Source organism: Thalassobacterium sedimentorum, from assembly GCF_031127905.1.
Classification (GTDB): domain Bacteria; phylum Verrucomicrobiota; class Verrucomicrobiia; order Opitutales; family Coraliomargaritaceae; genus Thalassobacterium; species Thalassobacterium sedimentorum.
The window spans coordinates 1-15,154 of the sequence record NZ_JARXIC010000013.1 but is presented as its reverse complement, the minus strand read 5'-3'; the positions used below and the strand labels follow the sequence as shown (position 1 = coordinate 15,154).

General features: G+C 50.0%; 14 protein-coding genes. 4 read left to right on the top strand and 10 right to left on the bottom strand.

Annotated elements, in window-relative coordinates; all coding sequences use genetic code 11:
• Positions 1–94 precede the first annotated feature (94 nt).
• From QEH59_RS09370 to tgt, 3 genes are all read right to left on the bottom strand, one after another.
• The gene (locus tag QEH59_RS09370; RefSeq protein ID WP_308985106.1) at positions 95–1,087 is read right to left on the bottom strand and encodes a dihydroorotate dehydrogenase-like protein; all 993 of its coding nucleotides are present in this window, start codon (positions 1,085–1,087) and stop codon (positions 95–97) included.
• A 26-nt stretch (positions 1,088–1,113) separates the two neighbouring features.
• Positions 1,114–4,659, bottom strand: coding sequence for a pyruvate:ferredoxin (flavodoxin) oxidoreductase (nifJ, locus tag QEH59_RS09365; RefSeq protein WP_345785337.1), 3,546 nt, complete (start codon positions 4,657–4,659; stop codon positions 1,114–1,116).
• A 309-nt stretch (positions 4,660–4,968) separates the two neighbouring features.
• Positions 4,969–6,084: a tRNA guanosine(34) transglycosylase Tgt gene (gene tgt, locus QEH59_RS09360; RefSeq protein ID WP_308985104.1), complete on the bottom strand. Its 1,116-nt coding sequence runs from the start codon at positions 6,082–6,084 to the stop codon at positions 4,969–4,971.
• Positions 6,085–6,275: 191 nt separating this feature from the next.
• Between tgt and ribH the strand changes: the two genes are divergently transcribed.
• The 4 genes from ribH to aroB are packed head-to-tail and all read left to right on the top strand — an operon-like array spanning position 6,276 to position 9,267.
• Entirely contained in the window at positions 6,276–6,746 is a 471-nt protein-coding gene (ribH, locus tag QEH59_RS09355) for a 6,7-dimethyl-8-ribityllumazine synthase (protein ID WP_308985103.1), read from the top strand.
• Positions 6,731–7,192, top strand: a complete 462-nt coding sequence (gene nusB / locus QEH59_RS09350; RefSeq protein ID WP_308985102.1) for a transcription antitermination factor NusB — start codon at positions 6,731–6,733, stop codon at positions 7,190–7,192. Before ribH ends, nusB begins: the two co-directional genes overlap by 16 nt.
• Positions 7,193–7,211: 19 nt before the next feature.
• Positions 7,212–8,132 (top strand): signal recognition particle-docking protein FtsY, encoded by a 921-nt coding sequence (ftsY, locus tag QEH59_RS09345; protein ID WP_308985101.1) that lies wholly within the window; start codon positions 7,212–7,214, stop codon positions 8,130–8,132.
• Between the two features lie 43 nt (positions 8,133–8,175).
• Positions 8,176–9,267 carry a 3-dehydroquinate synthase gene (gene aroB, locus QEH59_RS09340; RefSeq protein WP_308985100.1) on the top strand — a complete coding sequence of 364 codons (1,092 nt, stop codon included), beginning with the start codon at positions 8,176–8,178 and terminating at the stop codon, positions 9,265–9,267.
• Positions 9,268–9,270: 3 nt separating this feature from the next.
• Here the strand turns inward: aroB and QEH59_RS09335 are convergent, their stop codons facing one another.
• From QEH59_RS09335 to QEH59_RS09305, 7 genes are all read right to left on the bottom strand, one after another.
• Positions 9,271–10,791: a hybrid sensor histidine kinase/response regulator gene (locus QEH59_RS09335; RefSeq protein WP_308985099.1), complete on the bottom strand. Its 1,521-nt coding sequence runs from the start codon at positions 10,789–10,791 to the stop codon at positions 9,271–9,273.
• A gap of 214 nt (positions 10,792–11,005) precedes the next feature.
• Positions 11,006–12,322, bottom strand: coding sequence for a hypothetical protein (locus tag QEH59_RS09330; protein ID WP_308985098.1), 1,317 nt, complete (start codon positions 12,320–12,322; stop codon positions 11,006–11,008).
• A 107-nt stretch (positions 12,323–12,429) separates the two neighbouring features.
• Positions 12,430–12,801 (bottom strand): 50S ribosomal protein L19, encoded by a 372-nt coding sequence (gene rplS, locus QEH59_RS09325; RefSeq protein WP_308985097.1) that lies wholly within the window; start codon positions 12,799–12,801, stop codon positions 12,430–12,432.
• 28 nt (positions 12,802–12,829) lie between these two features.
• Entirely contained in the window at positions 12,830–13,507 is a 678-nt protein-coding gene (trmD, locus tag QEH59_RS09320) for a tRNA (guanosine(37)-N1)-methyltransferase TrmD (protein ID WP_308985096.1), read from the bottom strand.
• A 57-nt stretch (positions 13,508–13,564) separates the two neighbouring features.
• Positions 13,565–13,840 (bottom strand): 30S ribosomal protein S16, encoded by a 276-nt coding sequence (gene rpsP / locus QEH59_RS09315; protein ID WP_308985095.1) that lies wholly within the window; start codon positions 13,838–13,840, stop codon positions 13,565–13,567.
• 102 nt (positions 13,841–13,942) lie between these two features.
• Positions 13,943–14,191, bottom strand: a complete 249-nt coding sequence (locus QEH59_RS09310; protein ID WP_308985094.1) for a hypothetical protein — start codon at positions 14,189–14,191, stop codon at positions 13,943–13,945.
• A 40-nt stretch (positions 14,192–14,231) separates the two neighbouring features.
• Complete coding sequence (locus QEH59_RS09305) at positions 14,232–14,888, bottom strand: polysaccharide deacetylase family protein (RefSeq protein WP_308985093.1); 657 nt, start codon at positions 14,886–14,888, stop codon at positions 14,232–14,234.
• Positions 14,889–15,154 lie beyond the last annotated feature (266 nt).

Below are 15,154 nucleotides of genomic sequence, written 5' to 3'. Positions count from 1 at the left end.
ACGCGACCTCCCTGCGAATCTCATACCGCTAAAAATTCAGTATTACCGCGACACAGGCTGTAACCACGTCCGAACGAATTCGAGCGGCTACTCATTAGCTACGCCAGCTTTTAAGCACGCGCATATAGTTTGCCCGCTCAAGAGCATCTGGATCCGGACAACGGAGGAAGTTCATACAACCACGCAACTCATCCAATGATGTATATTCCTTTTCCTGCATCCACCCCTGCAATTCGTCGAGCATCTCCTTTACTTGCTCGGGACCATTAATCAGCAGACAGGAGACTATTTGAACCACATCCGCACCTGCCATCAATGATTTCACAGCATCAATTCCCGTGTGCACACCTCCGGAGACTGCAAGCTTCGCATCAATACGACCACTTAAATAAGCCAGCCAGCGCAAACGCATCCGTAGTTCATGAGAATGCGACAGATCCAGCATCGGCCGAATATCAAGTTCCTCAGTGTCGATATCAGGCTGATAGAAACGATTGAAACAAACGAGACTATCCGCCCCCGCCGCAGCTAAACGTTTGGCAAAATGTGGCAAAGCCGTAAAGAAAGGCGAAAGCTTCACGGCCAAAGGTACTGTAATCCGCGCCTTGACTGACTCGACGATGCGAATACAGCGATCTTCCAACTGGGCGGCACTCTCATCCATATCTGTGGGCAGAAAGTATAGATTCAGTTCCAGTGCATCAGCCCCGGCACTCTCAATCAGGCTGGCGTAATTCACCCACTCGCCTTCACGCGTGCCATTGAGCGACCCGATGACTGGCACAGCAACAGCTGCCTTCACTTTGACTAGCTGGTCGAGGTAATTATCCACACCGCGCTCCAACAAATCGACATCCGGAAAATAGGAAGCCGCCTCCGCAAAGGAATTCTCATAGCTGCCGACATGCGCTTCAGCTCCTATGCTATTTTGAGTAATCTGCTCCTCAAAGAGCGAATACATCGTAATCGCGGCGATCCCCCCGTCTTCAAGTGCACGGACTTTATCGAGGTCATCCGGCAGCGGCGAGGCGCCAGCAATGATCGGATGCTTCAAGTCAAGGCCGAGATATTTAGTTTCTAAGTTCATAACTATGGATTAGGTTCGACGTGAGATTATTCTGCGTCCGCGGTTTCAAAAGGCTTGGAGAGGCGATCGTAGAGTTGGAAACGTTGATCAACGAATGTCTGTGCAGCCTGCCCCAACTCTTTAGCACGTGCAGGATCCTTCATCTTCAACATTCGGAAGCGCGCTTCGTTATCAGTGTAGGCATAGAGCGGCTGCTTTGGTTTACGTGAATCAAGCTTAAGCGGATTATCACCCTGAGCTGCACGAGAAGGGTCATAGCGATAGAGTGGCCACGCACCGCTATCCACTGCGAGTTTCTGCTGATCAAAGCCGCTGGAGAGATTATAGCCGTGAGCAATACAGTGACTATAGGCAATGATCAGCGAAGGCCCGGGATGGCGCATGGCCTCATAAATGGCGTTGACTGTCTGCGTGTCCTTCGCTCCGAGAGCGACGCGCGCCACATACACATTGCCATAATTCATCGCAATCAGCCCGAGATCTTTCTTCCCAGTCACCTTGCCGGAAGCTGCAAACTTAGCAATGGCCCCGATCGGAGTCGACTTACTCGCTTGTCCACCGGTGTTGGAATAAACTTCCGTATCCAAAACCATGATATTGATATTGCGTCCTGATGCCAGCACATGGTCCACACCACCAAACCCAATGTCATAGGCCCAACCGTCACCTCCCACAATCCAGACAGATTTCTCGACGAGATAATCCGCAACATCCAATAAGCGCTTAGCTTTCGGTGTGTCCAAATTGGCCAGCTCAGCTTTGACTTGAGCCACACGGGCACGCTGCTCAGCAATGCCTGCTTCCGTGGATTGATCAGCCTCTAAAATCGCCTCGACCAAGTTGGCATCCAAGGAAGCAGCCAAGCCACGTAATAGATCCTGCGCGATCACAACCTGTTTATCCACTGCAACCCGCATACCGAGTCCAAACTCGGCATTATCCTCAAAGAGCGAATTGGCCCATGCAGGCCCACGCCCGTCGTCATTACATGTGTAAGGTGTCGTCGGCAAATTACCGCCATAAATCGAAGAGCAACCGGTTGCGTTAGCCATCAACAGGCGGTCACCGCAGATCTGAGTCAGCATTTTCAGATAAGGTGTTTCCCCGCAACCAGCACAGGCGCCCGAGTATTCAAACAGTGGTTCTTTGAACTGTGTAAACTTCACGTCATCCTTCAAGGTCGCACGATCCGGCTTTGGTAATTGAAGAAAGAAGTCATAGTTGGCACGCTCTTGCTCTAACAGTGGATTCTGCATGCGCATATTGATCGCCTTCTCTCTTGGGTTCGTCTTGTTTTTGGCGGGACAAACCGCGACACAAAGGGAACAGCCGGTGCAATCTTCAGGGGCAACTTGTATCGTGAATTTCTTATCGACGAAATCACGCACCCGAAAATCACTCGAACGGAAACAGTCCGGCGCATTGTCCAATGCCTGCGCATCGTAAAAATTAGAGCGAATTGCGGCATGTGGACAGGCCTGCACACATTTATTACACTGAATGCAAACTTCAGGATCCCAGATCGGTATTTCCTGGGCGATATTGCGCTTCTCCCATTGGCTAGTGCCAACATCCCACACACCATCCGGCCGGAAGACGCTAACAGGCAGCGAATCTCCCTTGTTTTGCAGCATAACCGAAGTCACCCGCTGCACAAAGTCTGGCGCAGCGGCAGGAACTACAGGAGGCAATTCCAAAGTCGAACTCACTGCAGCCGGCACCACCACTTGTTCCAAAGCTGCTAGCGTTTGATCCACTGCGGCAAAATTCTTCTGCACAATTTCGGGTCCCTTTTTACCATAGGTCTTTTCAATCGCTTGCTTAATTTTAGCAATCGCTTCGTCCTTAGGCAATACCCCTGAAATCGCAAAAAAACAGGTCTGCATAATTGTATTGATACGTCCACCCATACCAGCAGCACGTCCAACCTTGTATGCATCAATCACATAAAACTGTAATTCTTTTTCAATCACCGCCTGCTGCACAGTGCGCGGAAGGTGGTCCCATACCGTATCCGCGGAATAAATCGAATTCAGTAGAAAGACACCTTTCGGTGCGGCATATTCAAGCACATCGTATTGCTCTAAGAACTGAGCTTGGTGACAGCCAACAAAGCTGGCATTCTTAATCAAATATGGCGCACGAATCACTTCAGGCCCGAAGCGCAAGTGTGAAATAGTAACAGCACCTGATTTCTTGGAATCGTAAACAAAATACCCCTGAGCATAATTCGGCGTGCCCTCCCCAATAATCTTCACACTGTTCTTATTGGCACCCACCGTGCCATCTGAACCGAGTCCGAAAAAGACCGCACGGATGACATCGCTCTTCTCCAGATCGAAGTCATCATCCACCTTGAGTGAAAGACCAGTGACATCGTCGACAATACCAACCGTGAAACGGCGCTTAGGTGTGTCAACCAACAATTCATCAAAGATCGCCTTGACCATCGCAGGTGTAAAATCTTTAGAACCGAGCCCGTAACGTCCACCAATCACGGTCGGACAAAAAGAATCCGGCACGAGGCCAGCCTGACGAGCCTCTTCAATGCATGCCATGACCTCCAATAGTAATGGCTCCGCAAGTGCACCCGACTCTTTGCAACGATCTAGCACGGCGATACGCCGTAACGACTTAGGCATGGCTGCGACCAAACGCTTCAAATCCAAGGGACGATACAAGCGAATTTTCAACACACCGGTCTTACGGCCTTGCGCATTTAAGTACGCAGCAGTTTCCACAGCTGTTTCCGACCCGGATCCCATAATGACAATTAATTCTTCCGCATCCTCGGCACCTTCGTATTCATAAAGTGAATACTGACGCCCGGTCAGATCAGCAAATTTATTCATTTCAGCCTCCACTACATCAGCGCAAGCATCATAGAACGGATTGGCAGCTTCACGCGCTTGAAAGAAAACGTCCGGGTTCTGAGCAGTGCCACGAATAGTAGGATGGTCCGGCGACAAGCTGTTCTCACGGATACGCGAAATCGCATCGGTATCCAGCATCGCCTCTATGATCGAATCATCCAGCAATTCAATCTTATTAATCTCATGCGAAGTACGAAAACCATCGAAAAAATGCATAAAAGGCACCCGACACTTCAAGGTAGCCGCATGTGCGATTAAAGCGATATCCTGCGCTTCCTGCACCGTATTGGAAGCCAACATCGCAAACCCGGTTTGACGACATGCCATCACATCCGAATGATCTCCAAATATGGACAGCCCATGCGTGGCCAAGGCCCGCGCAGCCACGTGCATACAAAAAGGTGTCAGCTCACCGGCAATTTTATACATATTGGGGATCATCAACAGTAAGCCCTGCGACGAAGTAAACGTCGTACACAGCGCACCTGCCTGCAAAGAGCCATGAAGTGCACCGGCCACCCCGCCCTCCGATTGCAACTGCACCACTTCAGGCACATCCGCCCACACATTGGGGCGACTTGCAGATGACCACTCGTCGCAGACTTCAGCCATACTCGTGGACGGGGTGATGGGATAAATCGCAATGACTTCTGACGCGCGGTAGGCCACAGAGGCCACCGCTTCGTTCGCATCCAACATACTAACAGAGGAAGGGTTCTTTTTTTCTTTCACGATAAGAAACCCTAAAGATAAAGCTCCAAGAAGTAAAGCGTATCTAATACTGAAATGCGCGAGTTTAGCAAAACTTATAATTAAAATTAGCCAATTTCCAAAGATCAAGCCACAGGTACAGATTAAATTCCCTGACTGCGCAGGCCATAATCACGGTCTCACTTTCTAGGCTCGGTAAAGCGATAAAAACCACGGCCGAGCTCAGCCCCTCCCCCAAACTAGAATTTTCTGAGGAACAAGCCGGCACTCAGCACTCAGGAGACTGCCCGATTTGGGCTATTTATCGCCTGCATTGTAACGCTCGATCCATGCAGTGCTCCAACGAGCATAGTCCCCTGCCTCAATATGAGCACGCGCTTGCGCCATTAAATCGAGGAAAAAGTGGGTATTATGTAGCGAAAGCAGGGTATGCGCGAGCAGCTCCTTTGCCATAATCAGATGCCTCAAATAGGCACGGCTAAAATTCTGACAGGTATAGTTATCCGCATCCATAATTGGATTAGGATCATGCTTAAAGCGTTCATTTTTAAGATTCAGCACACCGTTGGGCGTAAAAACAGTAGCATGTCGCGCCAGACGTGTGGGCATGACGCAGTCAAACATGTCCATTCCCAAGCCAACCATTTTCAATAACTGCGGTGGAGTGCCAACTCCCATGACATAGCGAGGCTTCGCTTTCGGCATGGCAGGTGCCGTAGCCGCCACCTGCCGGATCATTTCCTCTTCCGGTTCTCCTACACTGACACCTCCGATGGCATAGCCGGGAAAGTTCATTTCAGCCAGTGCCTGACCACAATGTTGGCGTAAATCATCATAAATAGAGCCCTGAATAATACCAAACACATGATGCCCGGATGCAATAAAACCGTCATCTGTAGCATGCTCTAAAAACTCACCGGCCCAGCGAATGGTACGAGCAACAGCACGCTCACACTCATCGCGTTCACAAGGATAAGGTGGGCATTCATCCAAGACCATCGCAATATCAGTATCCAGATTCTTCTGAATCTCATAGCAATTCTGAGGCCCGAGGAAGAGCTTACGTCCATCCAAGTGCGATCGAAATTCGATCCCCTTTTCTGTAATTTTGCGCAGTTTGGATAAACTAAAAACCTGAAAGCCACCACTATCGGTCAAAATTGGCTTCTTCCAGTTCATAAATTGATGCAATCCGCCCATTGCATGCACCAGCTCCGCCCCCGGACGTATATTAAGGTGGTAGGTATTGCCTAAAATAATCTGTGCACCCACCTCTTCGATCTGCGCGGGCGTCATGCCCTTGACCGTAGCCTGAGTGCCCACGGGCATGAAAATAGGAGTCTGGATATCACCATGCCGAGTCTTAAGAACTCCACGCCGGGCCTGACCGTCTTCTTTAAGCAATGTAAACATTGAAAGAACGTTGAACATCCGACACAAAACTTCCAATATCCAATATTAGAAATCGCTGTAAATTACAGCTCCACCAGTCCAGTGAGCCAAAGAGTACACAGGAGATAAAGACAGTCACTGCCATTTCGCTCAATACATTCAAAGTTCGACGTTGTATGTTCAACGTTCGGCGTTCTTATTCATTCACCCTTATGAGTCTCGACATACCAAGTATTCAGGAAATAGACGGCAGCGGCCTCCGCATTGCTATTATCGCCTCTCGCTACAATGAAGCGTTGGTTGATTCGCTGGTGCGACATGCATGCGCCACCATAGAGGCCTCGGGCGCAGACTCTCCCGTAATTGAACGTGTACCCGGTGCAGCCGAACTCCCCTTCGCTGCGGCAACACTGGCCGAGCATTCCCGCTTTGATGCAATCATCTGTATCGGTGTGGTCATCGCCGGCGACACAAATCACCACGAAATCATTGGAGACAGCACGGCAAGCGCGCTACTGGACCTGAGCATTGCACAGAAAGTGCCTGTTATGAATGGCATTCTGGTGGTCAACAATTTGGCTCAAGCTGAAGCTCGGGCCGGCCAAGAAATCAATCGTGGCAAAGAATTTGCCCAAGCTGCCCTGGAAATGGCACAATTTACAAAAAAATGGACGACGAAGTAAAACCAGCCAAACGCGCCTCACAGCGCCGCGAAAATCGCATGTTTGCGATACAATTCCTGTATCAATGGGAACTCAACAAGCCGGAGCAATTAAACGATGCCTTGCGAGTCTTTGTCGAAACGAAAGAGGAAGCGCGCGAGTACTACGCCTTTGCGGAAGAGCTCATTCACGGAGTGATCGAACACATTGATGCCGTCGATGAACAAATCAAAGTCCACGCAGCCAATTGGACTTTCGATCGCATCGCGAAAGTGGACCTCTCTGTTCTACGCCTGGCCATTTACGAACTACTTCAACGACGTGACATCCCACCGATTGTCAGCATTAATGAAGCGATTGAACTTGGTAAGATTTTTTCCAATCCTGACTCAAAGCGCTTTATTAACGGTATTCTCGATCAAATGAAAAACAAGATCGACCGTCCACTTCGTAGTGCGGCCGAATAAGTTTGAAACACCCTCGATTATGCGCGGACTCTTTAAAAAGTTCAAAGAAGGCCTCAAGCGGCAAACCCCCACTTTCCAGAAAGCATTCAACGGCATCTTTGCTGCCGGGAAGCTGGACGATGCCGCCTTGGAACAATTGGAAGAAGCTCTCTACACCGCCGACTTTGGCCATGAAACCGTAGAGGAAATCATTGAAGAAATCAAAGCGGCCTATCGTGCAGACAAGGAAATACGCGGCGAAGATGCAGCTAAAATTGGTGCAACAGTGCTAGCCCGTGTGCTGGAAGGTGCTGAAGGTCGTGTAGAAGTCGGTCAACACAAGCCGGAAGTCATCTGCTTGGTCGGCGTCAATGGTTCCGGCAAAACAACAACTTCAGCAAAACTGGCTCATCTTTACCAAAATAATGGCTATAGCATGCTACTTGGCGCTTGTGACACCTTCCGTGCTGCAGCCAATGAACAGATCAAGCACTGGGCAGAACGTCTAAATATCGACATCGTAGCCAGCCAACACGGAGCCGACTCTGCCGCAGTTGCTTTTGACGCTTTGGAAGCCGCGAAAAAGCGCTCACGCGATATAGTCATTCTCGACACCGCAGGACGGCTCCACACAAAAGGCAACTTAATGAAGGAGCTAGAGAAAATGCACCGCGTCATTAAGAAACAAGAGCCCAGTGCGCCCCATCACAGTTGGCTCGTCGTAGATGGCAGTCTGGGCTCCAACTCAATCGAACAGGCACGCGTCTTTCACAAAAGTTTCCCGCTGACAGGGCTCATAATCACTAAGCTCGATGGCACCAGTCGCGGTGGAGCCTTGGTGGGCATCTATCGCGAACTCAAACTTCCCATCTACTTTGTCGGCCTAGGCGAACAGCCTGATGACTTACAACCATTTTCGGCCCAGAACTACGCAAACGCAATCTTTGGACTCACAGAATAAATGACTACAGCTGAGCCCTGCCACATCTAAACAGCCACTCCCAATGTCCACAGAAGCTCTCACCGTCCGTCTCGCTGAACGCAGCTATCCGATACACTTCAGTCAAATAGCGGAGACGCTCAAGACGGATGTTGCTGCACTGCGCGCAGCGGGTCGCAGCGTCCGAGTAGTGAGCGACGCACGCGTGCTACACGCACATCCCAGTTACCTTGCTCAAGCTGGCTTTCAAGATGAGGAGATCCTCTCACTACCAGCAGGCGAACCAACCAAATCCGTCGAATTCTTCAGCCAATGTCTCAGTTTCCTTGCGAGTGCTGCCGCTAACCGAGACTGCGCACTCTTCGCCTTTGGTGGCGGCGTCATAGGCGATTTGACCGGCTATGTCGCAGCTAGCTACTTGCGCGGCATCGATTTTTACCAAATTCCCACCACTTTACTCTCAATGGTAGATAGTTCGGTAGGCGGCAAGACGGGAATTAACCTACCGGAGGGGAAAAACTTGGTGGGGGCCTTCTGGCAGCCCAAGGCCGTCTATATTGACACTGCCCTACTTCAAACACTTCCCGCCCGTGAATTCGCAGCTGGAATGGCCGAAGTAATCAAATACGGAATGTTGGCCGACCTCGAGTTGTTTAATGACCTGAACGCACTCGATGGGCTCAATGCCGAATCGCCCGAACTGCCTGGCATAGTGCGTCGTTGCTGTGCAATCAAAGCGCAAGTCGTTACTGACGATGAAACAGAAACTGCCGCCACAGGCGGACGCGCACTCTTAAATCTAGGCCATACTTTCGCTCATGCCATCGAAAATGTAGCCGGCTACGGCCAGTATCTACATGGAGAAGCAGTTGCCATCGGGCTAAGCCTGGCCACCCACCTCTCTGTAGGACTGAATCAACTTCCGAATAGTGACATCGCTCTGGCGAATCGACTCATACAACAATTTCAACTGCCAATTCGCCTCAACCATGCATTGCCAGTCCAAGAGTTGATGGCCGCCATGCAACGCGATAAAAAAAATCGTGGCGGCCGCTTACGTTTCGTCACGATGACCGCGCTCGGAACGGCCGTCACTACCAGCGGGATCGACCCCGAATTGATCGCAACTCTCTGGCGGGAAGCTGGCGCCGAATAGTCCTCAGTTCGCAAGAATTGACTCAACCTCAGCAATCAAACAATCCGCCGTGTATGGCTTCCTTAAAAAGCCCTGCACCCCACAAAGCTGAATGCCTTTGAGCCGGGCAGCCGATTGCTTTCCTGTTGAAATTATAATTTTCACATCTGGATTCAACTTGTTCAAGGCACGGCAAAGCTCAGGCCCTTCTAAATAGGGCATTTCCAAATTAGTCATCACTAAATCAATCTCACTAAAACGTTTGGCATATAAAGCGAGTGCTTCAACCCCATCCTGCGCAACCAATACTTGATAACCGCGATCTTCAAGCGTTCGCTTAATTGCTTCGCGCACAAACATAGCATCATCGACCACTAAGATCCGCTCTCCCCGGCCACGCACCAACGAATCTGAAGTGCGCTGAGCATCCAGCTCTCGAGCGACCTCTGCAGCTGCCGGAATACAGATACGAACGGTAGTTCCCTCGCCGCGCTCGCTTTCAATCACCATGAAGCCATGGTGCCCCTTAATGGTTGCATGTGCTTGCGCCAGACCAAAGCCAAAGCCTTGCTTAGGCATTTTAGTGGTAAAAAATGGTTCGGCAACATATGGCAAGACTTCGGCATCAATACCTGAGCCTGAATCAGTGAATTTGATTTCAATATACGCACCCGCTTTCGCCTCTGGAGCTAAACTTTGATAGTTATCATCGAAAAAACGATTCTGAACATCGATCGATAAGATCCCTCCCGTGGGCATCGCCTCACAAGCATTTTGTACCACGGACTCGAATGCACACTTCAACTCAGATAATTTGCCGCGGCACTCCCACAGGTCCTCCGCGACCTTTAACTCCAAACTCACTCCGTCAGATAGCAAAGCTTCGCCGATTCCAAGCAATCCGCGCCGGATTTGCGCGCCTCGTATCGCGTCATTTCCCCCACCACGTCCTCGCTCAAATGCCAATAGATCCGAAACTAACGCAGCTCCCTTCGACGCGCACTTCTCAATCATACCCAACATATTCTGGGCTTTTGCATCCTCCACCGTGCGCTTGAGCATCGCAGAAGATAGCATAATGGGTGCCAACGCATTATTCAACTCATGCGCCACACCCCCCGCAAGCAGACTCGACGACTTGACTTGACGTGCCCGCTTGCGCGCATCGGCCTGCCGCCGCTTCTTGGTGACATCTGTATTAAACGAAACGATGGCCTGTGGCGAACCATCCAAATCACGCTGCAAATACTGACGAACTTGAACCAAATACTCATCACCATTACGGTCCACATGACGCAACTCACGCTGCCATGTCATACCTTTATGCAAGGCTTCCATAGCCTCAGCACGCTCATCGCGATCCATATAGAAAATCTGCGAAATTTGACGGCCCAAGATCTCTTCCTCATCCCAGCCATACAGCAATTCAGCTGCCCGGTTCCAAAAGAGCACACAATCATTCAGGTCATGAACGACCACTGCGTCGGGAGCCGCTGACAATAATGCCTTAAAATCAATTGTAGCTGATGCATGCAAATCACTCATTATTATAAAAATTTAAGATATAAGGCTGTTCTTCGACAATCTAATACCAATTCGAAAAAAGTTTGGTCCTAATAGATATATCTTTTGTAACCTCGGTTCTCGGAACCGGGGCGATGTCAATCGCTCCCCGAAACAAAGTTTCGAGGTTACGCTAAGGCCAAGCTTATAGATCATATATTCTTAGAAGTGGTATAAGACGCTGCACTCAAAACGACTAAAATATCGGTGACAGTTCCAATACTTGCCCCGGCTGCAAACTAAATTGCCCACAAGTGTCAGGATCTTCGTCATTACGAAAAATCTGAATATCGATCGGCTCCTGAAAATCGACCGAAGTCAACCAACGCCATTTACCGATTTCCTCAAATTCCATGGCGATCCCAACCTCCCAACTCAAGCCCGCACCGCTTCCACGTATATATGGCTTATTGCCAATCCCAATGAATACGGACGCAATGACTGAGGTATCTGTTTTCTTTGTACGCTGATGCACTGGAGTCGCTTCAACCACAGATGACTCGCTGAATAATGTCGGTTCAACTTCCAGCCGCTCGCCTGTCGCCTCAGTCAAGTTTGATTCACTAAGCGATAACTCCGGGATCACAACAGGATCGCTTTGGGCGGCGACTGCGCCGTCCAGCACCGTTTGTTGTAGTTCTTGTGGTGGCGCGTCCTCATCGAGCTTCGTAGGCGATGGTCTCGACTTCGCCTCTATGATTCGACTAACAGCCTCGGATGAGGCATCTTGCTTCTGCTCAATAGCACGTTGCAACAGCCGAGGTTCGGGATTGCGCCGACGCCGCGAAGCGCGCACTTTCTTTGTCGCCGACGACTCCGATTCCGCAAGATCTGCCTTTTGTTCTTCCACACTTACCGCAACTGCTTCAACACGCACAGCAAGCTCGGACAGTTCAGTCTGCAGCTTCTCAATCGCCACTGGTTCTATTGGTGATTGTTGCGATGTCTGCAAAGTAGTTACTTTCTTTAGCAAGTCATCCAGTGCAGTCGCCTGTTGAGCTTGTAGATCACCAAATTGCGTAACCTGCTCCGTAAGTAGTTTCAATTCTTGTTTGAAACTGTCCAGTAACTGAGCCAAGGCCTGCATCCGCGTCGATTGCTGCGCATGCTCCGACTGCATGGAGGCAAATTTCTCTGCTGCAGCTTCACGCTCACCAGTGTATTCTGCCTGTGCCAGTGTCAAATTCTGAACCGCCACACTTAAAGATTCAATTCGTGCATCGCTGGCATCCAACTGCGCTTCCGCAGCGATCAAGTGACGACGCATAATTCGCAGATCCGCACTCCGGTCGTCAGACTCCTCACGTACACGCACTTGGTACTCCACAATATACGGCAGTACAAATAAGCCACAGCCCAGAGCTACTGAAATCACGCAGGCTCCAACCTGCCAATTGGTCAGCCGCCAGTCCCCGAGGATAGCGATGGCCAAAGCAGTCGCCACCAAAAGCACATCACAAAGAATAAATGGCCATTTAGAAAGCGTCGTAGGAAGGTCGTCGTCCGATTGCATAGGGGCGTAATGTTTCTGAAAGCAGACTGTGAAAGCAGCTTAGTCGCACAATCAAAAAAAAAGGCCGCCCCGACTAGGACGGCCTTTCTAAGAAAAGAGAGCGATACTTACTTACGGCCCGCTTCGACCAAGCGTTTTTCCTTAACTTGGTTCGCAGCCTTACCGATACGGTCACGCATGTAATACATACGTGCACGCATTGTGACAGACTCGCGGTCAATTTCAATTTTTTCGATTGTTGGGCTGTGCACAGGGAATACTTTTTCTACACCCACACCAGATGCGATACGACGCACAGTAAAGGCTTCTTGGATGCCGCCGCCCTTACGGGAAATGACGATACCAGCAAAGATCTGGATACGTGTCTTATCACCTTCTTTAACCTTAAGGTGAACGCGAACGCCATCGCCTACTTTGAAGTCGGCGCGGTCGTCGGTAAGTTGATCTTTAGTGATTTCTTCGAGGATTGCTTGGCTCATGGGATTACTCCGGTTTATTGTATAAAAGTTATGTATCTAAAAGGTCGGGGCGTAATTGCCGCGTTTTTTCTATCTGTTGCTCGTGCCGCCATTTTGCAATCGCCGCATGATCTCCGGATAGGAGAACCTCTGGAACGCGCATCCCGCGGAAGTCAGCTGGACGCGTGTATTGAGGAAAGCCGAGCAAAGTGCTCATGAATGATTCCTCCGTCAAGGATTTTTCGTCACCTAAAAATCCGGGAATAAATCGGCTGATAGAGTCGATCATGACTGCAGCCGCTAAAGTACCATTTGTCAGCACATAGTCACCGATACTGACCTCCAAGTCAACCAATTCATCGCGCACCCGCTGATCCACCCCCTCGTAATGACCACTGAGAATAATCAAATGCTCTTCCTTCACTAACTCCCGGGCAAATTGACTGCTCAAAGGCACGCCATCCGGCGCCATATAAACAACTTTTGTCTGCGGCTTCCGCAATGCTTCAACCGCCGCAAAAATTGGCTCAGGCTTCATCACCATGCCAGCTCCACCACCATAAGGCAGCTCATCGGTCTTATTATGCTTATCGCTCGTCCAATTGCGCAACTGATGCGTACGAATATCAATTAGACCGTTCTTCTGACCACGTGCCAGCATACTGGACGTAAAAAAACCCTCCACCATTTCTGGAAAGAGGGTTAAAATGTCAAACTCGAGGTGCATGATTGCAATGTACCTCCGCGCGAAGACGCGGACAATAGACCGAGTAACAAGAAATGCCTACGCTTCGGCAGTCGCCTCAGCTGGAGCTTCGCGGCGAGCCTTACGAATCAAGCTGGCAGCAGTATCGGTTGGCTTCGCGCCAACAGACTTCCAGTAATCAACACGATCAAGCTTTACGCTAAGTTCGTCCTCAGGGCGCTTAGCCTGCGGCTCGTATGTGCCGAGAACTTCGACAAAACGACCATCACGACGAGCCAAAGCTTCGGTGACGACCATGCGGTAGAAAGGACGGTGGCTTGCGCCGTGACGTTGGAGACGGATTTTAAGTGCCATAATAGAAAAGTGTTGAATAGAGTCGGCAGTACGCCGGAATTTGGGAAAAGCGAAGAAAAAAGGTGTTTGCTAAGCGACTGTCAAGCGCAGAGCCAGATAAAATTATGAATCCGCCTCCACTACATCTGGCGAATCCGTCCACGGCAATGGAAAAGCGCTCTTTTGCCAATCCTTACGCTCATCCCCTATTTTAGCAAATGCATCTTCTTCTCCAGCGACCAGAACTCCCGAAAATTTGTAACGCGTCTCCTCCCCCGTGATCCGCACACGACGCTTCCCACTATAAGCGACCAGCGTGCGCGGCGTGGTATAATCGATTTGGCGAATTTTAGATACTTTCGAATCCATCATTTGTAATTGAAATAAAAGCAGTCAGAAAAAGCACTGATGCCTAAAACAAATCAGGCAGCTCAGCCCATTCTGCATCCCCGTCAGCGCTAATTCGTGCAATCTTGGCATCAAAGGCATCCCACTCCGCTTCGGTGCAGAGTTCGTAGCTATGCCCCCAGAAATAAAAGACGCCCGCTTCGGAAGTCTTTGCCTGCTCATATAAATCCCAAAAACGCTCGTTATGAAAATGACAATCCGCATGCAGCATCATCGGATCTGCCACTGGCATACAAGGCGTCGCATTTTTCGTCGTACGCGCATACAAGTGCCCCGCCTCCCGCACGACATCCGCAGTCGCCGCATCGCAATCACCGTAAGGGTACACAAAACCTAGAATCTCCTGCTGAAACCAGTCCTGTAAAATCTTTCTCGCATCCACCACCTCAGTTCGCCAATCAGCCAAGGGTATTTGAGTCGGCCACGGATGCGTCATGGAATGATTGGCAATCGTGAAGCCCGCATACACATCATTCAGCTCATGACGCGCCAAACGCTCAATTCGTTTCCCCCAACGTTCGTTATATGCCCCCTGCCGCAATTCACCATGCGTCGCGGGATTCAGATTAAAAGAGGCCTTGGCGCCATGTTTACGTAAAATTCCGATCAAGCGAATGTCGTCATTCACTCCATCATCCCAGCATTGTACGACTTTAAGCATATTTAAGTGAGTCAATTAAAGACAGCGCATGCAATCAAGCTTCTATTAAACCCGAACTATGCAAACGGACTTTTTGAGCGATAGGATTTTATCTGTAAGTGTTTCTATATCAGACACATTTCTAATGCATTGCATTGGAAATGTGCTCACCAAGATGGTGCTCAAAAATTCCTTAGGCGACCAAGGCACATGGCTGCCTGTCAGGCCAGCAGTCACGTATGCTTATACGCTCCTTCGGCCTTCAGTTGCCGAGCACCTTGCTCATC